Raw genomic sequence first — 19280 nt, 5'->3', positions numbered from 1 at the left:
GTCTGCGAAGCAGCTCCGCACGCTATGCCCGCATCCTTTACGCTTGCCTCATGAGCATCTTCGACGAAAAACGCGCCGACCTCGAGAAACACGAATTCATGATGGGCCCGGAGCGCGGCAGGCTCGCGGTCGCCCTCGACCTCCTCACCGACTCCCTCATCATGGTTGGTCAGCACGGCGTCTACTGCACCTCCAGCCGCAACCCAAACGTCCCCGCCCTCGACCTCCAGGCCGTACTCAGCGGAATGGAAGGCGCCAAAGCCCTCATCCAGTCCGTCATGGAAGAGCTGCGCACACGCCGCGAGCAGGAATTGACCCGCAGAGAGAACACCTAGGTTGTGCAGAGGAGAATCGGAGAAGGATGGTGCGCCCGGAGAGATTCGAACTCCCGACCTAATGCTCCGGAGGCATTCGCTCTATCCAGCTGAGCTACGGGCGCGCATGATCAGGATACCCTATCTGGACCTCAGCTCGCCCGCAAGCTCTCGCCGGACAATTACGAAGGGTGCCCTGGTCCAGCCCAATGGCCTAGACTGAATCTTCGGCCCGCTTCGAACCCATCTTTAAGGAATCCATGCACTTCAACTACCATTTCACGGCCGTCCAGATCCTGTGGACGCTGACTTTCGCCGCCCTTCTCGTCCTCCTCGTCGTCCTGCTGGGCCGCGACCGCATCCGCCGCTTTCCCTGGTTCACCACCGGCATCGTCCTCGTCACCCTCCGCCTGCTGATCAACCGCCTTCTTCACGATCGCCTGCCGCCCATCACCATGGGCAAGATCGCCATTTCCCTGGCACTCGTGTCCGCCCTCGTCAGCCTCATCGTCCTTGTCGAGATGGCACGCCGCGCCTTCCGCCGTGCCTCCGCCCGCGCATGGCTCGCCTGGACCCTCGGTCTTCTCGTTATCGCCGGTCTCGTCGTCTGGAAGTGGGGCCCCTGGCCAAACCTCCGTACCCTCGCTTTTGACACCCTTATCGCCAAGCTGCAGTTCATGCAGTTCATCGCCGTCAAGCTCGGCCTGCTCACCGACGTGCTTTCCGTTTGCCTCGGCCTCCTCGTGGTCGCCGTCGGCAGCCGCTACGCCGCCGGCTGGCGCAGCCACGTCCAGCGCATCATGATCGGCCTCTCCACCGCCTCGCTTGCGCAGATGGCCGCGCAAGGAATCTGGCAAACCATCGCCCGCCACACCACCCCGCACTCCCAGGCAGAGTACGAACACGTCATCGGCATCCAGGAAAAGCTCCTCAACACCAACAGCGCCGTCTACGTCCTCGTTATCATCTGGTGGATCGTCTGCCTCTGGCCCGACGAACCCAGCGTTGACCAACCCGAAGCCCCGGGTGCCCCGTCCTAGCTCTGCTAAGGCGGGAACAACGACGTTTCACGAAGCAAGAACAAGCTCATACTCGACATTCTCGGGTGCCCCGTCCTAGCTCTGCTAGGGCGGGAACAACAACGTTTCGCGAAGCAAGAACAAGCTCATACTCGACATTCTCGGGTGCCCCGTCCTAGCTCTGCTAGGGCGGGAACAACGACGTTTCACGAAGCAAGAACAAGCTCATACTCGACATTCTCGGGTGCCCCGTCCTAGCTCTGCTAGGGCGGGAACAACGACGTTTCACGAAGCGAGAACGAGCTTATACTCGAAACCGCGGGTGCCCCAGGTCTCCCGACTCTGGAGACATGGGAACGATTCAGCTTCGTAGTGAACTCACCGCTGTGCCCCCATTCATCGAGGGGTGCCCCCGAGCCTGCACTGACCAAAGTCGAAGTGTCCCTCGCACTCGGGGACCGGGGATAGAACTCCACCGAAAACCAGCTGCACTCCGTTCATCGCGCTTTTGCGATGAGCGGGCGTAAGCCTTCTCACAGATCCCCGCGGGCCTATCCCCCAATACACAATCCCTAGAGATAGGTCTGGGCTAGCAGCTAACAGCTAAAAGCTAGTTTCTATCCACTCCGCCCCCAGCCCCCTGCAGCGCAAAATCAATAAAACCCCGCTGCGGGTCGGTATTGATCAGCTTCACTGTAACCCGATCGCCCACGTCCAGCTTGCTCGATCCCGGCTTGCCGCCATTCACCAGCATCCCCTCAACGTGGGGATCCAGCGCGCGCACAAACGTGCCGTACTGATTCACGCCCGTAACAATCGCCTGGAACGTCTGCCCGATACGCGGATGCAGAACCACCGCCGCAATGCGCTTCTGCATCACGCGCTCCACCTTCCGCGCTGCATCCTCCATCAGCGTGCAGCGCTGCGCAATCGCGTTGAGATCGCCCTCCGAGTAAGGCTGCTGCGCCTTCGTCAGATACGCCTTCATTAACCTCTGCGTCACGATATCGGGAAACCGCCGGTTTGGCGCGGTCGAATGCGTGTAGTCCTGCACCGCCAGCCCAAAGTGCCCCGGCGACTCCTCGTGCGGCTTCACCAGCACATATTCGCCCGGCCCCATCAGCTTCACCACCGCCAGCGACAAATCCGGAAAGTGATCAGGATCCTTCTGCTTCTGCGCCAGCAAGAAATCATTCAGCGCCTTTGAATCCGGCTCCTCCGGCAGCTTCGTCCCGAGCCCATTCGCCAACTCGACGATGCGATCCCACCTCTTCGGTGTCCGCACGATGCGCCGGATCGACGCCACGCCGCCGTCTTCAAACGTCCGCGCGATCACCCCATTCGCCGCTACCATAAACTCCTCGATCAGCGACGTGGCTCTGTTCTTCTCGAGCTTCGTGATGTCGACGGCCTCATCCTTCACCACGACTGGATGCGTCTCAATCGTCTCCAGGTCCAGCGCTCCGTGCTGGAACCGGCTCCCCAACATGCTTTGCGCCGCTTTGTCCTGCAGCTTCAACTGCGCCGCAAGATCCGCATTTGCCGCCACCTTCTCCGGCGCCGGCCCATGCCCCTCCAGCCACGCACCCACGCTCGGATACGCCAGCTGCGCCTGATTCCGCACAAGCGCCCGGTACGCCTTCCCATCGGACACAGCCCCCGACGCATCCACCACGTACTCGATCACCAGTGCGACCCGGTCCTCGTTCTCATTCAGCGAAGTGATGCCCTCCGACAACTCCGTGGGCAGCATCGGAAATACCTTCACGCCCGTGTACACCGACGTCGTCTCCGACTGTGCATGCTTGTCCAGCAAGCTTCCATGCGGCACCCGCACATCCACATCGGCAACGCCGATCAGCACGCGAATGCGCCCATCCGACAACTGCTCCGCCCACTCGATCTGATCCAGATCCTTCGACGTGTCGTTATCGATCGAGGACCACAGCAGCTTACGAAGATCCTGCACGTCGTTCCCGGCCGGCAACGCTCCCTCGGCCTTGATCTTTGCCAGCTCCGTATCCGCACCCGGCGGAAAATCCGGCTGAAAACCATGCTCGATCATGTCGGCGTGCGCTGCCGCAATCAGATTGAAGTTAAAACTCTTCGTGGAATGCATCCGGTCGGACCCTCCTGGCGCGAAAAGCCAGCCTACCACGCTCCCTTGCCGATCCTGCAAAAGCACCAAGGGGCGGCAATCAGCCGCCCCTTCCCCAACGGTGCACAACACCTATTTAGCTGCTGCCTGAATGCCGAGATCCGCCAGCACCTTCGGCTTCGCTTCATCGACTGCCAGCAGGTTGTGGCACACCGCGCAATCCTGCGTGAGCGACTTGCCATTCTGCGCAACGTGGTCGCCATCATGGCACCGGAAGCATCCCGGATAGCTCATATGCCCGATGTGGTTCGGATGCGTTCCCCACGTCACCTTCATATCCGGGAATGCATTCGTCGTGAAGACTCGCACCAGCCCCGCACCCGCCGCTTTCACCAGGTCAGGATGTTGCGCCAGCACCTCTGGATGCTCGTTGCGATAGAACTGCGTGAGCCCCTCGGGAATCTTCTGCCGCGCCTCATCTTCTGTCTTGTAGTCGGCTTTCAACAGCGCCAGGCCCTGCTTGTGGACCCACGGCAGCTCCGGACTGATCGCGCCTTCCGCCATCGCCCGGTTCAGCGCATCTTCCGCAGTTTGCATTGTGTGCGCAGCGCGATTATGGCAGTCGATACAATCCATCACCCGCCGCTCGCCCTGCGGCACAGCGCCCTTCAGCGTCGAAGTTCCGAACGCCGTCTTCGATCCATCCGCATACGTCCGCTCCACCCAGGGAATCGTCGTCCTTGTCGGATCGGTCGCAATGTACTCGATATGCCCCAGATGCACGCCGTGAATGCCGGTCAGATGCGACAGCGAATCGATTCCGCCCAGGTGCAGCAGCACTACGCTCTGCGTCTCCGTGTTCTTCTCATCATCCTCAAACGTTGACTTCACCAGCAGCTTCTCGCCCACAAACTTCGCCGGCGTATGGCAGCCTTCGCAGATCTCGCGCGCCGGGCGCAGATTCATCACCGGCGACGGAATCGGCTTTGGATACCGGTTGAACGAAACCTCGATCAGCTGCTTCGTCCCGTTCACCTTGGCCTTGAAATACGACTCAGCTCCCGACCCTATATGGCACGCCACGCAATCCACATGCGAGTGCGCCGACACCTTATACGCCGAATACTCCGGATGCATGACGTGGCAAGACGAGCCGCAGAACTGCGGCGAATCCATGTAAGCCGCACCACGATAACTCGCCATCGATACCACCAGCAGGTTCACGATCGTTGCCACCAGCACAATATCCAGCCCGTGCCGGAACACCCGGTCGTTCAGATCGATCTTGGGAAACTCCGCCGGAATCTCCCCTACCTGCTGCAGTTTTCGTCGCCTCAAGAACACGCCGACCGGGATCAGCAGCAATCCCAGAATGAACACCGCAGGCAGAATCAGAAAGAAAATGATCCCGAGATAGGGATTGTCATTCGGCCGGCCGAACAGCTCCACCAGCCAGTAACCGATCATGGTCACGCCGGCGGCGCTCGTGATCGCTCCGCCCGCCAGGCTGATTGGATTGTTGCCGAAGAACAGTGCCGGCCGCACCCAGTTCTCACGGAATCGTTGCGTCATTGTCTTCCTCCCAGACAAAAGAAACCCGCTTCATCAACCCGGCACGTGTCCGGGACCCGTTTCCAACAACGAGGCATGAAGCGGGTCAGTTACTTGCGACTACTTCAATGTGCGGAAATATGTGACGACGTCCTTGATTTGCTCGTCCGTCAGCTTGCCGGCAAACGCCTTCATCTTGCCCTTGCCGTTCTTCACGGACTCGATCTGCTCTTTCTCCGTTGTCTTGTACTCCGCCGCGGGCTTCACGCCCATCATCTTCGCGATTCCCGCACTCGGGGTGCCGGTGCTGCCGTGACAGCTCTGGCAATTCGCCTTGTAGATCGCTTCACCGGATTCCGCGAAGCCCATGGAACCGGCCAGACATACCGTCGCAGCCAGCACCGCCATCGATCGCATCGTCTTCGTCATTGCAAGACTCCTTCAAAAATGCATTATGGCCAGATCGTTGGGGGCCACGCCCAATCATGTTCCAAACTGCTTAAGAACCTTACTTCCTTAAACACCGGCGCTCAATGAAAGTAGCTCATTGTGACAACTCGCCGATGCTCGTCTGACTGGAGCCGGCGCATTCTCCCCAAGAGAAAAATGCGCCGGACCCGTTCTTCATTAACCGCAACTTACTTCTACTGCTCGACACTGCTTTAGGACTTCTCTAGCTCTACTGCTGTGCCGGCCTACTTCACGAAAGTCCTGAAGTATCCCACCACATCCTTGATCTGCGCATCGGTCAACTTGCCCTGATACGGCTGCATCTTGCCCATGCCGTTCTTCACCGCTTCGATCATCTGCGCTTCGCTCATCTTCTTCACATCAGGATCGGTCGCCGGCTTCACCTTCATCGATTTGCCTGCACCCGAATCCGCCATGCCCTTCTCGCCATGACACATCTGGCACTTCGCCTTGTACAACCCTTCGGTTGCAGATTGCGCGAAGCCCGCGGAGCGGGCAATCATCACTGCCATCAATGCCGCTCCAACATTGCGAACCATGTGACTCATCTCTTGCTCTCCCAGAGTTCTCCCCGCCTACCGGGGGAAGATCGCTGCGAGGGGACGTTGTTGTTGGCGCCGCAATTCCGTCCCAGGCAACTCTACGGCGTCATGTTCACTGCAACCGCGTGGGCCGGCGATACTCCGCTTTGCCCGGCCCACCCGGATCACTCAGAATGCGTACCGCACACCCAGAGTCACAACATCACCATGGAAATTCCGCGCAGCCGGCCCAGGCCCGCCTGCCTCTTGGTACCCATGATGAACCCAGTTCCCGTGCCACGCCCATTGCGGCGCGATGTTGATAACCAGATCGCTAAACGGCGAAATCACCTTCGAATTCAGCGCTCCCGGAACCATCAACGGATTGAGCATCTCAGCGCTGCCGGTATTGTTCGTCAGCCGCGCGCCGCCGTTGAACCGGAAATACTTCGAAGGCGAGTACGTGAAGGCTCCCGAAAAGAACGTCGCCGGAGCGTTGTACGTGCCATTGCCCAGATACAACTGCGTTGCGGCAGTCTGCGTCGGCAACGTCCCGCCCGGATTATCCGGGGTCTTCAGGCATGTTCCCGCCGATCCCTGTGCTCCCGCAGGCAGCGGAAACGCCGCAGTCGGCGCGAAGGCGTAGCAGAGATCCGTCTGCGAGAACACATCGTCATGCGAGTAGTTGAACTCGAAGCTCACCTGCTCGTTCGCAATCACCTGAGTTGCCAGGCTGAAGTTGCGGTTGTGCTCCTTGTGATTGACCAGAGGATCGTCGTTCTTTCCCTCAAAATCATTTCCCGTGATCGCAAAATTCACCCACTTCGCCGGAGTAGCCACAGCGCGCGCCCGCACGTGATAGACCTTGTTCGGCGCTTCCCGCGTGTAAGTGTTTGCGGTCGTCTCCGAATTGGCTGACTTCCAGCTCAGCGTATCCAGATTCACGTTGGCACGGAAGGTTCGCGACGGCGTAATGGCTACACCCGCAACGAGCCCGTTCTGGTGCCACGTGAAGTTCTCGTCGGTATCTGTAATATGCCGGTTATCGAAGCGCCATCCGCCAGAAATCTTGATCTCCGGCGAAATCGTAAACACTCCCAGCACAGTGTTGCGCTCGATCTTCTGATTGATCGTGTCGCCATCCGCCGTCGTCGTCGTCTTGTTCGTCAGTGCGCTCAGCGGCGTATTGACGTTGAAGCTCGCCGGCGGCACAGGTGCCGTACCGCCGGTTGTCGCAGCCACGTTCGCCCACGTCTGCGCAATCAGAGTCTTGTTCCCTTCGGTACGGAAATAGCGGTAGTCGAACGAATCCGAAATCGAGAACCACTTCGTCAATTCAGCCTCGATCCCGAAGTCTCCATTCAGGCTGTTGCGTTTGTTATGCGCGAGCCGCCCATTCTCGAGGCCGCCCGTGTCGATCTCCTGGCGAAGCGACGTGCGTGCCAGTAGTCCAGTGAACGTCTCGTTGAAATGGTTCACGTTTGACACACCGCCGCTATAGGCCACGCGGCCGTTGAACGACACCCTGTCCCAGTAGTGCGAGCTGAACCTCAGCTGCTCCGTCGGAAACATCGTCCGCGTCGGCGCAACCTGGCTCTGCACCAGCGTCTGCGTGCAGAACGGATTCGCAATCCCGTTCACCACTTCAGCCGTCTTCGCCGCCCCGGATCCGCACGTAGTCGTCGCCAGCGTGTTCACACCCAGCGTTGTGGGAGTGCCATTCGCCAGCGTAAACGGCGTCGGAGCAAGCACGTACGACGAATCGCCCTTGTACAGCGCGAACAGCTCGTCGTAGCTCAGCGTCGTACGCCTTGCCAGCTTGTAGTCCACTCCGCCGGTGTACGTATCCAGCCCGTTTCGGAACCACTGCAGCACCAGCACATCGCCCGCTTCGTGCACGGTCGAGTACGTCGGGCCCTCGCTCGTGTTGTGGTTGTATCCCACGCGGAAGCTCAACCGCGACAGCGGTAGCAGTGTAAACAGCGTGTCCGTGTTCCGCCGCACAGTATTGAAGACGTGCAGTGAACTCGGCTCCGGCACCAGCGCCGGTGTCGCCGCCGTTGCCGTCGACAATAGCGAGTTATCCAGCAGGTTGTAGTCGAAGTAGTTCCGGTCGCGCCGGAAGTTTCCGGCAAAGTCGTACCAGCGACCCTTCGAGACATTCAGGAACGACACGTTATTCGGCTCGCCGCCGTAGCCAAAGCTCGCCGTCGACAGCCTGTCAAAGAACGGCGTCTTGCGCGTGTCGATGCTGCGCAGCTCCAGCGACTGGTTCAGCACGCGCATTCCCGTGCCCTCATTCACCATCGTCGCCCACATCGCGCTGCTGCCATCTTTCTGCGTAATCACGCCGCCCAGCTCCACGCTGGAGTGCATCGTGTAGTTGCCGGCAATCCTCTCCTTCACCTCGGGTGCCGGCTTCTTTTCCGCTGCTGGTTTCGCAGCCTCCGACTGAACAGCCTGGGGCTGCTGCCCTAACCCGCTCAGTACTCCGCCAAACGCCAGAATCGTCGTTGCAGCCAGGGCGCTCAACCGGCAGAATCTTCTCCCGGCCGACGACCCAACCAGACTGTTTCCGTATTCAATCTGTCTCGTCATCGCTCGCCCCTTATTGCGCAATGTTGAAGAACACGTGGCTCGTGTTCGATCCGTGAATACTGGTATGGCACATCGTGCACGCTTGGTACTGCGTCGCCTGGTTGTGCGCCGGTCCTGACGGCAATCCGCCCGTCGTGAAATTCGGCGATGGCGAATGGCACTGCAGGCAGATCGTGTTCACATTCGCGCGATTCAGCAGCCTTGGATTCGGACCGCCGTGCGCGAAGTGGCAGGCCGTGCAGCCCTCCGTCTTCACCACAAAGTGCTCATACGTAAACGGCCCTGCCGTCTCGCTGTGGCACTTGGTGCACACCGCATCCATCTGCGCCGACGCCCTCAGGTTCTTGCGATTGAACGTGCCGTGCGCATCGTGGCAGTCCGTGCACTTCATCAGCCCCTCTTCCACCTTGTGATGGAACGGCATGTTGAACTGCGACTTCGTGTCCGAGTGGCACTGGAAGCACAACTTCGGCTGTTCGACCTTCAGCAGCTTCTCCGGGGTCGCGCTGTGATGAACGCTGTGGCAGCTGATGCAGCTCACATTGTTTTCCCCATGCGCCGTGCGTTCGAAGTTCGCATGCTGTCCCTGGTGGCAGCTCAAACAGCGCGCATCGATCTCCTTCGCCGATGCCTTCGCCGGATTGAAGATCTTCGCCACATCCCCGCCGCCATCCACGTGCGCTTTGCCCGCTCCATGGCAGCTTTCGCAGGTCGCGCCGGACTTGCCGTGCATCTCCGCCAGCTTCGTATGCGGATTCGAGGCGAACCCCTTCGCCGCCTCTTCATGACACGTCGCGCATGTCTCCTGCCCCACAAAATCGCCCGGTGCGGAGGCCGCCGCAGCCTGGCTCTTCGCCGCCGGCGTTGATCCCTTCCCGGTCGCCGCATGCATCAGCACCGGAATCATCAGGCACAGGACGAGCCAAACCATCCTCATCCCAGGGCCCGTACTGCATTTCTTCCCTGCAAATAGCCGTTCTTTATGCATCAAGGTCCACCTTGGTGTGCTCCTGGCCACCTCAGTACCAGTTCGGCAATCTTTCGGCCCGATGCATCCCTCGCGGGAATCTTTCTGTCGAACGATTTCCTTGCTCGTACTCGGCTGCGCCTGTGCGGAGCATCACCTTATGGGCGAATCGTAACCCGCTCGGAACTCACCTTACGGTGACATCCATCACATCCAGATTCCGGCCTTCCCAAAGTGAAAACAGGGCTCAAAACACACCGCAGCCGGCAGACCGCCCGCAAAACCCCCGGCCTCCTCGCGTTCCCTCATCAACTTGATTTCCAGAGACATACAACCGCCAACGCGCTGCGAACGGTTTCGCAAAACTCCAGTCCCAATTCGGTTCCCCTTCTCAAACCAGACCGCCCCCGCCGCAACAACTCTTATGCCGCTCGTCACACCCCGGAACGCCGCTGAACTTTCCTCCATCTCCATGAGACTTCGCCCTCAAATTTCTTCTCAGGAATCCTGTACCCGCAACTTGGCACTGGCTTTACTGCACTCGCGAGCGTGAGCCCCATCACATCGGTGAAACAGCAACATCGGCACACTGTATGCAAGGCAAGAACATGGCGGATTTGGGAATTTCCACGGCCACACCGCGGCGGCAGAAGACCATTGGTCGTCAGTCTCCGATCGGTTGTGCAGCCTGCTCCAATCGCCGGCCCGGATGGTTCTGCTCCCTCGGTAGCGCAGTCCTCGCCGACCTTGAACTCGTCACCAGCACCATCAGCCTGCCCCCGCAGGCCGCCCTCTTCAGCCAGGGCGAAGACGCCCGCTGCCTCTACCTCATCTGCGGCGGATACCTCAAACTCACCGCCGGCCGCGCCCAGGACCGCCAGATGATCGTCCGCGTCGCGGGTCCCGGTTCCGTCCTCGGACTCTACGCAGCCCTCTCCCACGGCGTCTACGAGGTCTCAGCTGAATCCCTCACCGCGGCCCAGCTCCGCCCCGTCGAACGCGAGCGCTTTCTCACCTTCCTTCGCAATCATCGCGAAGCCCAGATGCGCGCCGTGCAATGCCTCTGCCAGGAATACCGCTTCGCCCTCCAGGACGCATGCCGCATCGCTCTCGCCGAAACCGTCGCCGGACGCCTCGGCCGTCTCCTCCTCGAACTCGCCCACCAGATCGGCGAACACGTCAACGGCGGCTACCGCTTCCCGCTGCTCCTCACCCACGAAGAGATGGCCTCCATGGCCTGCACCACCCGCGAAACCGTGACCCGCACCCTCGGCCAGTTCCGCAAAGAAGGCTCCATCACCATCGAAGACTCCGTCATCACCCTCCACCAGCCCGACCGCCTCCAAAACCTCATCTAGCCCGTACAGCAGACCAGCAGCCGTCATTCACTCCTCACTACTCACTCGTCCCCTATTCCCTAGTCCCTAATGCCTAATCCCCAATCCCTGCCCTTCCCCGTCCAAGAGATATCATCGTATCTGGGAGTTTCCCGCACGCTCATGAACCGAATTACCTGCTTCACTGCTCTTCTTCTTCCCTGCTTCGCGTTCGCCCAGGCCCCGAGTAGCACCACCCCCCCGGCCCAGGCACCCGTCACCTCCACTGCCTCTCCCGAGATCGCGCAGTTCCAGAAAATCGAAGACGGCTGGGATCAGGCCGTCAACCGTCGCGACCAGTACGGTCTTGAGAACGTGCTCTCTCCGCTCTTCCTCGACGTCTCAGGCTCCGGCGACATCACCACCCGCAACCAGCAGCTCGCCTTCATCATCGCCACCGAAGACAAGTCGCTCCACCTCGAACAGAAAGTCATCACGGTCCGCATGCTCGGAGACACCGCCGTCGCCAACGGCACCTACACCCTGCATCACCGTGGCACATCCGGCGAGGTGAACGAAAAGGGAGTCTTCACGCACGTCTTCGAGCGCGCCCACAACGGCTGGCTCTGCATCAACTCCCAGCGCACGGTCCTGAAAGAAGACGGCGGCAAAGGCAAAAAGAAGTCCGACGCCGAACTCCCCTTCCACATCCCCATCTTCGGCAAATCCGACAAGTAGTTTTCCGAGAAACTCCTCGGCCCGTCGAAGCCTGGCACTGCGGACCTGTCGCGCCGAAGCCTTGGCGAAGTGGACCTGTCACGCCGAAGCCTTGGCGAAGGCGGAATCTTCGGCAAATCCGACAAGTAGCCGGTCCCACCAGTCGCGCGGGTGCCCCATAGCTTGTCCTGAGCGAAGCGAAGGATCTCCCGGTGCTGGAGACATGGGAAGCGACGATTCCGATCTCCTGATCCGTCTCACCACCACGCGGGTGCCCCAGAGCCTGCACTGAGCGAAGCCGAAGTGTCTCCCGCTTTTGGAGACCTGGGAGACGATACAGTACGTGAAAATTCTCATACTTCTCACCGCCCGTACTTCTTCAGCACCTGCTGCAGCCTCTCATGCGGCAGAGCAACAACCGTGCGTCCCTCAACCCCCGTCATCGTCTTCGCTCCCACCATCGCATTCACAATCGCTTCTTCCGTCGCCTCCACCGTCGCTTCAAACAGCGGACTGATCCGCTCCGTCGAAACCGTCTGAACCGCATTCGGCCCCGGCGCGTCATCGGCATGCGGATTGGCCGTCGAGAACGCAATAAAAATATCCCCCGACCCATTCCCCGACACCGACCCCGTCCTCGCCAGCCCCAGCGAAGCCCGTCGTGCAACGCGTTTCAACTGATGCGGCAGCAGCGGCGCGTCCGTCGCGACCACGATGATGATCGACCCCACATCCCCCTTCTGCTCGTTCCCCGGCACCTGCTGCAGCTCCGCATAGGGCACGTTCTCCGTCAATTCCTTCCCCACCGGCACGCCTGCAATCGTCAGCTGAGGACGCCTTCCGCAATTGCACTGCACCAGCACGCCCACCGTGTATCCGCCGCTCTCCTTCGGCAGCACGCGCGAAGCCGTGCCCGTGCCGCCTTTGAACCCGTAGCAGACCATCCCCGTTCCGCCGCCCGTATTGCCCTCGGCCACCGGCCCCGCTTCCGCCGAATCCAGCGCCGCAAACACATCCGCCTGCTTCACATGGAATCCGTTGATGTCGTTCAACCATCCATCCCATGTCTCTGCAACCACAGGCAGCGACCACTCATCCGCCTTCATCAGCTTCTGCCGCACAGCCCATGCGATGATCGAATCGCGTACCACTCCCACGCTGTGCGTATTCGTAATCCCAATCGGCCCCTTCAACAGCCCGGCCTCTTCCACCCACGTCGTGCCCGTCATCTCGCCATTGCCGTTCAGGCTGAACCACCCCGCATAGACGTTGTCGGTATTCTGTTTGCCGCGCGGGAAGATCACCGTAACCCCGGTCCTCACCGGGCCCTCTCCCACCTTCAGCGGCCCATCTCCGCGAATCAGCGTGGTCGCGCCGACCTCGACACCCGCCACATCCGTAATCGCATCGAGCTTCCCCGCACTCCCCTCAAACGGCACTCCAAGATCGCGCGCCCGCGCATCGGCTTTGACCGTCGTCTGGCTCAGCCCACAGGCCGCCGCCGCCACGCCAAGCAGAAAAATGGCAATCCAGCTTTGTCTCCGCATGTCGAAGAATCTAGCAGTTCCACGGGCCATTTCAGCGAATTACTCTCTCCGAACTTCCGAGCGCGACTCTCCAGCCACTTCACTTCGCCAAACCAATCTTTCAATCATCAGAGTGTCATTTCGACCGGAGGTCGCCAACGGCGACCGCAGCGGAGAAACCCGCAGTTGCTTTCGAGAGCAGCGCCTTCGACGATCTTTTCGCATTCGGGACTACACATGCGCGCAACCGGGAGATGGTGGGAGAGAATGGATCGTGGGCCAGATGATTCCATTTCGTTACGGTGGCTTTTGGGACGTCCCACGGTACATTCTGCTACGCTATCGCGGGAAAGCTCTGCTTCTCGAGAGCCCGTTCGACGAAAAACTTGATGAGTATCCGGATGACTTCACAGTTTATGAATTGCCGTGTGCGACGGAGTGGTCGGCCGAGACTCGAGGGGATTGGATACCGAAAGAAACTCGACGAACCCTCATTGGTTATCTACCCATTGGCGAGGTTGTGTTCGATCCCACGATGCGCGAAAGGCTTGATGCCGACTGCCTAAACCGCTTTTTCTCCGATGACCCAGATCATCGAAATCAGCGGTTCTGATTCTTACCATCCGACCTGCCCTTTTCTCATTCAGACTGTCATTTCGACCGGAGGTCACCAACGGCGACCGCAGCGGAGAAACCCGCAGTTGCTCTTCAACAGTTCGCGCCACCACAGGTCCAAGTTGACGACGAATACGGCCACAATGCCGACTGAGCTACAATTCGAAGCACTTCATCGATTTGAGAACAAGAGCATGGCCGAGGAAGCAGGCAGGTTCAGCAGGAGAAGTGATGAGAATCTTCTTCAGCTTTGGAGAGCACGTGACTTGCTGAAAGATGAGGACATCGATCCTCTCCGCGACGAGCTTGAGGCACGTGGCTTGTCAAAACAGGTCGCAGAGATATCTGAGCTTGCCTCGGTAAGAGATTTGTACGGTGCTCTGCCGACCGCACCGTTTACGTATTTCAATTCATCCGTTCCTGCTTTGTGGATCCGAGAGCTTTGGCTTCGGTATAAGACAAAGGATGGCAGCTCATTGAATGCAAGAATTGAGAAGGTTCAGCGTACGGGTTTTGGCTCTCTAGGCGGCGCGGCGAGAGCGGAAATCAAGTACTTCTATGAGTTCCAAGGTCACCAGTATGTCGGGCGGGTACTTCGTGATTTCAAGGTCGATGCCGCCAGCGCCGATAAGCTTGTTTACGATCATCACGTTGGCGAGGAAATTCAGATTAGAGTCAGTCGAGAAGCGCCAGAGCTGTCGTACTATCCCTCAGGCATGGGGTTCCTCGATCCCATTTCCCTCGGTCTTCAGTCTCTGCTGAGTGGGGCACTCGTATTTGGATTCGCATGGCTTTTACTTCGATCGATCACTCATGCCATTTAGGTTAGTGTCGACAACAAATGCCGTTGCCCCGAACTCCGACACCGGCGATCGAAACCCAGCCTAACTCGCCACCTTCGCTCTTCCAGCCCCCTGCACCCTTATCGACACATGCACCAGCGACAGCGCCGCCGGCGTCACTCCCGGAATCCGGCTCGCCTGCCCAATCGTTCCCGGCCGCACACGCTCCAGCTTCTCCCGCATCTCGCGCGACAGCCCGCTGATCACGCCATAATCAAGCCACTCCGGGATCGCAACCGACTCCGCCGCCTTCAGTTTCTCGATCGCCTTCTTCTGCTGATCGAGATACCCGGCAAACTTGATCTCCGTCTCCACCGCGCGCGCCTCATTGTGCAGAACCGCCCGCCGCACCGCCGCATCCTCATCCACATGCGCCAGCTCCGCCAGCAGCGGATCGCCCGCAAGCTCATCGCGCAGCGCCTTCAACACCGGTTCAATCGACACCTCGGGCCGCTTCAGCAGTTGCGCCCACGTCGAGCCAACCGTACCGCTCAAATCTCCCAGCCCCGTCGCAGCCAGCTTTTCAGCATCGACCTTCCGCGCATTCAGCAGGTTCGCCAGCGCCCGCATCCGCGCCTGCTTCTCTTCGTACTCCGCCCACGCCTCATCGCCGATCAGCCCCAGCTTCCGCCCATACGGCGTCAATCGCCGGTCCGCATTATCGATCCGCAGATGTAGCCGGAACTCCGCGCGCGACGTAAACATCCGGTATGGCTCGTTCGTCCCCTTCGAAATCAGATCGTCGATCAGAATCGCCGTGTACCCCTCCGTCCGATCCAGCGTGAACGGCGCCTCGCCCTTCACATAAAGCGCGGCATTGATCCCCGCCATGATGCCCTGGCACGCCGCCTCTTCGTATCCCGAAGTCCCATTGATCTGCCCGGCCAGATACAGCCCTTCCATGCACTTCACGCGAAGGCTGCGATCCAATTCCGTCGCATCCACCGAGTCATACTCGATCGCATACCCCGGCCGCAGCATCTCCGCTTCATCGAGCCCGGGGATCGAATGCACGATCTGCCATTGCACCTCCATCGGCAGCGACGTCGACATCCCGTTCACATACACCTCGTGCGTATTCAGCCCCTCCGGCTCCAGAAAAAACTGGTGCTGCGTTTTGTCCGGGAACTTCACTACTTTGTCTTCAATCGAAGGACAATATCGCGGCCCGATCCCCTCGATCTGCCCCGAGTACATTGCCGATCGGTGCACATTCTCGCGAATCAGCCTCAACGTCTCCGGCGTCGTGAACGCGATGTGACAGCTCACCTGGGGCTGCACGATCTTCTTCGTCCTGAAGCTGAACGGAGTCGGCTCCGCATCGCCCGGCTGCTCTTCAAACATCTCCCACTTGATCGTTCGCCCATCTAGCCGCGGCGGCGTTCCCGTCTTCAACCGGCACGTCCGCAACCCAAGTCTGCGCAGAGCCTCGCCAAGCAGAACCGACGCCGGCTCCCCGCTCCGCCCCGCCGGATACCGCTCCTCCCCGCAATGAATCAGCCCATTCAGAAACGTCCCGGTCGTGATGATCGTGGCCCCCGCCATCAGCCGTCGCCCATCCCTAAGCTTCAGACCCAGCACCATCCGAAACGGCCGAGTAGGCCTCGGCAGCTCCGGAGCATCCAGCACTTCGTTAGTCCCTAAGTCCCTAGTCCCTGGTCCCTCGATCTCGTCGAAGACGAGATCGACCACCTCCGCCTGCCGGATATGCAGCCCCGCCTGCCCCTCCAGCACCTCGCGCATCTTCACGCGATAGAGCTGCTTATCGCACTGCGCCCTCGGACTCCACACCGCCGGCCCGCGTGAAGTATTCAGAAGCCTGAACTGAATCCCCACCGCATCGGCCACCTCGCCCATAATGCCGCCCAGTGCATCCACCTCGCGCACCAGGTGCCCCTTCGCCACGCCGCCAATCGCCGGATTGCAGCTCATCTGCGCAATCAGGTCCAGGTTCATCGTGATCAGCGCCGTCTTCAGCCCCATGCGTGCAGCCGCCATCGCCGCCTCGCACCCCGCGTGCCCCGCGCCCACAACGGCAATATCGTATTGTTCCGTAAAAGCCATCAATCCTATTCTACGGATTCTTCATTTCCCGCACGAACCGCCCCGGTCCGCCCCGCAGCGGCACATCCGGATCATGCGCTTCTCTCAGGTGTTCAGGGAATCACGCCTTAGTGAGCTACGGCGCCCACGGCTACTCGAGGTGCTGGACCTGCGTACCCTCTGGGATCTTCACCGTGAATTCGTCCGTCGGCAGCTTCATGTCGGTGTGGACGCTGTCCACGCTCAGCGTCAGCTGGATCCCCTCCAGCGGCCGTTTGATCACCACCTTCGACGGAAACTGCTTCCCGTTGAAGTCCCGGTACTCCGAGTAGCTCACCTGGCTCTCCAGGTTTCCCTGCTCGTCATACAGGTCCTGGTTCGAGGGCAGCAGATCATCGCGGTGAAACGTAATCACGCGCACCGGCTTGTCCCGCTTGCTGCCGTTCGTCGCGTGTTTCGTGATGCTCAGAACGTACTCCGGCATCAGCGTCAGATGTTTCTTGGCCGCATCTTCAATCGTCTCAGTGTCCGAAATCGCAGCGTAGAAGTCCTCGGGATCGAGCCCGCGCACCATCATCGCGTCGAAGAAGAATCCCGGCCGCAGATTCTCCATCTGCTTATCCGACTTCTTCGTCAGCTTATTCGGACCCTCAATCGCCCGGCTCTTCGGCGGAATCACAATCGTGAATCGGTTCCCGTCGCTCGCCATGTCGAACACTTTGACGGTCCCCAGCAGCTGCCCCACGACGCGCATCTGGTTGGGCTTCTGCATGATGATCCATCCATGCACAGACGGATAGTCGGTCGCCAGCCCCTCTTGCTGCTTCAGCAGCGTGGCCCGCATCTCTACCGTCGCCGTCAGGTTTTGGAACTCGTTCCACCGCCGGTCGAGTTGCTCTACCAGTTCTTCCGGCGTCGCCGCCTCCACCTTTGCCGGCGGCTTGGGAACCGGCAGATGCCGCTTCATCGGCATCAGTCCGCACCCGCTCAGCACCAGCGGCAGCGCCAGTGCGGCATGCAGGCCCGTACGCCGCCTCACCGCTGTCCCGCCTTCTTCATGGCGCGCCGGTAGCCCGACACATTCCTCGTATGCTCTTCAAGCGTCGCAGAAAACAGCGACTTCCCCTGCGGATTCGCGCCTGCCGCTACAAAATACAGATAATTCGTCTGCGGCGGATTCATCGCCGCCTTCAGCGATGGCAATCCAGGATTCGCAATCGGCCCCGGCGGCAAACCTGCATGCAGGTAAGTGTTGTAGGGCGTGTCTTTGCTCAGATCGCTCTTGTAGATCGCGCCTCGCCACTCCTTGCGCGCCTCCAGCCCGTAGATCACCGACGGATCGGTCATCAGCGGCATATGCTTTTCCAGCCGGTTCTCAAAGACGCTCGCCACCAGCGGCCTCTCCGCCTGCAGAGCCGTCTCCCGCTCCACCAGCGACGCCAGTGTCACCACGCTGTGCACGTTCGCGCTCAATCCAATCTCAGCCGCCGCCGTCCTGAACCGCCGCACCATCGCCGACGCAACCTGCGTCGCGCTCGCTCGCCGGGGAAACTTGTATGTATCCGGGAACAGGTATCCCTCCAGCGTCTTCGCCTGCGGATCGAGGTCTGCCACCATCGCCGCCAGCTTCGGCTGCTCGTTCAGAAAATTCTCCCTCGTTGAGATACCCGCCTGCTGCAGCCGGTTGGCAACCTCAAACACCGTCGCTCCCTCCGGCACCGTTACCGCAACCGTGAACACCTCGCCGCGCGCGATCTCTTCATACACCGCCGTCAACGGCATCGGATGATCGAACCTGTACTCGCCTGCCTTCAGCCTTCCCCGCCGCACCCAGCGCCACAGATCGAACGCCAGCTGGTTGCGAATCACCCCTGAAGCCTGCAGTTGCCGCGCAATATGTGTCGTCGATGAACCCGGCGGTATATCGACAAACGTCTCAGTCGATGGACCGTACGGCGTGAAGATCGCCCAGCCTGCCACCCCGGCCGCCGCCAGTGCGATCAGCAAAAGCACCAGCAGAAACCCCGCAGCGCCAAGCCCTTTCCGTTTTCGTTTCCCGCGGCCTGACGCCATCCGTTTCAGAACACCTCTGCAATAGGACGCAATGCTAACCCTATTGGATTCTCAACCTTTCCTTATTCTAATTGTCCGGCCAGCGATCACCCGCGCCCTCGCCCCCGGGTTTACCCTGAACCCAGGCCAGCCATGCCGGACCAGCCCCGCCCACCTCGCTACCTCGCGCTCGATGTCGGATCGAAGCGCATCGGCGTCGCTGTCTCCGACGAGTTCGGCCTCACCGCGCAACCCGTCCTCACCCTCGAACGCCGCCGCAACCCGCGCGAAGACCTCCGCTCCCTCGCCCGCCTCTGCCGCCGCTACGAAGTCTCCGCAATCGTCGTCGGCAACCCGCTCGGCGCCGACGGCCAGATCACTCCACAGGCCGCCAAAATCCAATCCTTCGCCACCCAGCTAGGCGAGCTTGCGCAACTCCCCATCCACCTCTGGAACGAGCGCCTCACCTCGCACGAAGCCCACCAGATCCTCTACGAAGCCGGCCACCAGCGCCAATCCCATCACCGCCTCGTCGACCAGGTCGCCGCCACCCTCATCCTGCAATCATTCCTGGACGAACAGCGGGCACAGCAATCGAAAGAAAACTGACTCGCTTAAGCTTGACTCCCT

At 60.3% G+C, this 19280-nt stretch carries 17 protein-coding genes and 1 tRNA gene; 7 read left to right on the top strand and 11 right to left on the bottom strand.

Annotated features, from left to right (window positions below; translation table 11 throughout):
- Window positions 1–50 precede the first annotated feature (50 nt).
- Entirely contained in the window at window positions 51–335 is a 285-nt protein-coding gene (locus tag DHV10_RS15170) for a hypothetical protein (RefSeq protein WP_109487243.1), read from the top strand.
- A 27-nt stretch (window positions 336–362) separates the two neighbouring features.
- On the opposite strand, the gene DHV10_RS15165 is transcribed toward DHV10_RS15170, so the two are convergent.
- Window positions 363–439 (bottom strand) — tRNA-Arg (locus tag DHV10_RS15165).
- Window positions 440–574: 135 nt separating this feature from the next.
- Here DHV10_RS15165 and DHV10_RS15160 point away from each other — a divergent pair.
- Entirely contained in the window at window positions 575–1354 is a 780-nt protein-coding gene (locus DHV10_RS15160) for a hypothetical protein (protein ID WP_109487242.1), read from the top strand.
- 589 nt (window positions 1355–1943) lie between these two features.
- Here DHV10_RS15160 and DHV10_RS15155 read toward each other — a convergent pair.
- From DHV10_RS15155 to DHV10_RS15130, 6 genes are all read right to left on the bottom strand, one after another.
- The gene (locus DHV10_RS15155) at window positions 1944–3452 is read right to left on the bottom strand and encodes an RNB domain-containing ribonuclease (protein ID WP_109487241.1); all 1509 of its coding nucleotides are present in this window, start codon (window positions 3450–3452) and stop codon (window positions 1944–1946) included.
- 111 nt (window positions 3453–3563) lie between these two features.
- Entirely contained in the window at window positions 3564–5003 is a 1440-nt protein-coding gene (locus DHV10_RS15150; protein ID WP_109487240.1) for a NapC/NirT family cytochrome c, read from the bottom strand.
- A gap of 99 nt (window positions 5004–5102) precedes the next feature.
- A complete protein-coding gene (locus DHV10_RS15145; protein ID WP_109487239.1) occupies window positions 5103–5411 on the bottom strand; it encodes a c-type cytochrome in 309 nt (102 codons plus the stop codon).
- Window positions 5412–5677: 266 nt separating this feature from the next.
- Window positions 5678–6001 (bottom strand): c-type cytochrome, encoded by a 324-nt coding sequence (locus DHV10_RS15140; protein ID WP_109487238.1) that lies wholly within the window; start codon window positions 5999–6001, stop codon window positions 5678–5680.
- 162 nt (window positions 6002–6163) lie between these two features.
- Window positions 6164–8506 carry a hypothetical protein gene (locus DHV10_RS15135; protein ID WP_109487237.1) on the bottom strand — a complete coding sequence of 781 codons (2343 nt, stop codon included), beginning with the start codon at window positions 8504–8506 and terminating at the stop codon, window positions 6164–6166.
- Window positions 8507–8582: 76 nt separating this feature from the next.
- Window positions 8583–9503: a DmsE family decaheme c-type cytochrome gene (locus DHV10_RS15130; RefSeq protein ID WP_239461758.1), complete on the bottom strand. Its 921-nt coding sequence runs from the start codon at window positions 9501–9503 to the stop codon at window positions 8583–8585.
- Window positions 9504–10147: 644 nt separating this feature from the next.
- Here DHV10_RS15130 and DHV10_RS15120 point away from each other — a divergent pair.
- Together DHV10_RS15120 and DHV10_RS15115 are read left to right on the top strand one after the other, a co-directional pair.
- Window positions 10148–10897: a Crp/Fnr family transcriptional regulator gene (locus DHV10_RS15120; protein ID WP_162601569.1), complete on the top strand. Its 750-nt coding sequence runs from the start codon at window positions 10148–10150 to the stop codon at window positions 10895–10897.
- A 141-nt stretch (window positions 10898–11038) separates the two neighbouring features.
- Window positions 11039–11593 carry a nuclear transport factor 2 family protein gene (locus tag DHV10_RS15115; RefSeq protein ID WP_162601568.1) on the top strand — a complete coding sequence of 185 codons (555 nt, stop codon included), beginning with the start codon at window positions 11039–11041 and terminating at the stop codon, window positions 11591–11593.
- A 341-nt stretch (window positions 11594–11934) separates the two neighbouring features.
- Here DHV10_RS15115 and DHV10_RS15110 read toward each other — a convergent pair whose 3' ends face one another.
- Complete coding sequence (locus tag DHV10_RS15110; protein ID WP_109487232.1) at window positions 11935–13119, bottom strand: DmpA family aminopeptidase; 1185 nt, start codon at window positions 13117–13119, stop codon at window positions 11935–11937.
- A gap of 253 nt (window positions 13120–13372) precedes the next feature.
- Between DHV10_RS15110 and DHV10_RS15105 the strand changes: the two genes are divergently transcribed.
- Window positions 13373–13711, top strand: a complete 339-nt coding sequence (locus tag DHV10_RS15105) for a hypothetical protein (RefSeq protein WP_109487231.1) — start codon at window positions 13373–13375, stop codon at window positions 13709–13711.
- A gap of 196 nt (window positions 13712–13907) precedes the next feature.
- Window positions 13908–14537: a hypothetical protein gene (locus DHV10_RS15100; protein WP_162601567.1), complete on the top strand. Its 630-nt coding sequence runs from the start codon at window positions 13908–13910 to the stop codon at window positions 14535–14537.
- A gap of 60 nt (window positions 14538–14597) precedes the next feature.
- Here the strand turns inward: DHV10_RS15100 and mnmG are convergent, their stop codons facing one another.
- The 3 genes from mnmG to mltG form a co-directional block, all read right to left on the bottom strand.
- Window positions 14598–16619: a tRNA uridine-5-carboxymethylaminomethyl(34) synthesis enzyme MnmG gene (mnmG, locus tag DHV10_RS15095; RefSeq protein WP_109487229.1), complete on the bottom strand. Its 2022-nt coding sequence runs from the start codon at window positions 16617–16619 to the stop codon at window positions 14598–14600.
- 130 nt (window positions 16620–16749) lie between these two features.
- A complete protein-coding gene (locus DHV10_RS15090) occupies window positions 16750–17637 on the bottom strand; it encodes a DUF4292 domain-containing protein (RefSeq protein ID WP_109487228.1) in 888 nt (295 codons plus the stop codon).
- Window positions 17634–18671: an endolytic transglycosylase MltG gene (gene mltG / locus DHV10_RS15085; protein WP_109487227.1), complete on the bottom strand. Its 1038-nt coding sequence runs from the start codon at window positions 18669–18671 to the stop codon at window positions 17634–17636. The genes DHV10_RS15090 and mltG overlap by 4 nt, the downstream gene beginning before the upstream one ends.
- 132 nt (window positions 18672–18803) lie before the next feature.
- Between mltG and ruvX the strand changes: the two genes are divergently transcribed.
- Window positions 18804–19259 carry a Holliday junction resolvase RuvX gene (gene ruvX, locus DHV10_RS15080; protein WP_109487226.1) on the top strand — a complete coding sequence of 152 codons (456 nt, stop codon included), beginning with the start codon at window positions 18804–18806 and terminating at the stop codon, window positions 19257–19259.
- Window positions 19260–19280: the final 21 nt, after the last annotated feature.

The sequence above is a fragment of the Occallatibacter savannae genome (assembly GCF_003131205.1).
GTDB classification, from domain to species: Bacteria; Acidobacteriota; Terriglobia; order Terriglobales; family Acidobacteriaceae; genus Telmatobacter; species Telmatobacter savannae.
The sequence above is the reverse complement of the archived record's forward strand: the minus strand, read 5'-3'. Positions and strand labels throughout refer to the sequence as shown.

Coding starts and splice junctions, on each gene's coding strand:
- DHV10_RS15160 (WP_109487242.1), top strand. CDS start 575: ATGCACTTCAACTACCATTTCACGGCCGTCCAGATCCTGTGGACGCTG.
- DHV10_RS15145 (WP_109487239.1), bottom strand. CDS start 5,411: ATGACGAAGACGATGCGATCGATGGCGGTGCTGGCTGCGACGGTATGT.
- DHV10_RS15100 (WP_162601567.1), top strand. CDS start 13,908: ATGGCCGAGGAAGCAGGCAGGTTCAGCAGGAGAAGTGATGAGAATCTT.
- DHV10_RS15140 (WP_109487238.1), bottom strand. CDS start 6,001: ATGAGTCACATGGTTCGCAATGTTGGAGCGGCATTGATGGCAGTGATG.
- DHV10_RS15155 (WP_109487241.1), bottom strand. CDS start 3,452: ATGCATTCCACGAAGAGTTTTAACTTCAATCTGATTGCGGCAGCGCAC.
- DHV10_RS15120 (WP_162601569.1), top strand. CDS start 10,148: ATGGCGGATTTGGGAATTTCCACGGCCACACCGCGGCGGCAGAAGACC.
- mnmG (WP_109487229.1), bottom strand. CDS start 16,619: ATGGCTTTTACGGAACAATACGATATTGCCGTTGTGGGCGCGGGGCAC.
- DHV10_RS15150 (WP_109487240.1), bottom strand. CDS start 5,003: ATGACGCAACGATTCCGTGAGAACTGGGTGCGGCCGGCACTGTTCTTC.
- ruvX (WP_109487226.1), top strand. CDS start 18,804: ATGCCGGACCAGCCCCGCCCACCTCGCTACCTCGCGCTCGATGTCGGA.
- DHV10_RS15130 (WP_239461758.1), bottom strand. CDS start 9,503: ATGGTTTGGCTCGTCCTGTGCCTGATGATTCCGGTGCTGATGCATGCG.
- mltG (WP_109487227.1), bottom strand. CDS start 18,671: ATGGCGTCAGGCCGCGGGAAACGAAAACGGAAAGGGCTTGGCGCTGCG.
- DHV10_RS15170 (WP_109487243.1), top strand. CDS start 51: ATGAGCATCTTCGACGAAAAACGCGCCGACCTCGAGAAACACGAATTC.
- DHV10_RS15110 (WP_109487232.1), bottom strand. CDS start 13,119: ATGCGGAGACAAAGCTGGATTGCCATTTTTCTGCTTGGCGTGGCGGCG.
- DHV10_RS15115 (WP_162601568.1), top strand. CDS start 11,039: ATGAACCGAATTACCTGCTTCACTGCTCTTCTTCTTCCCTGCTTCGCG.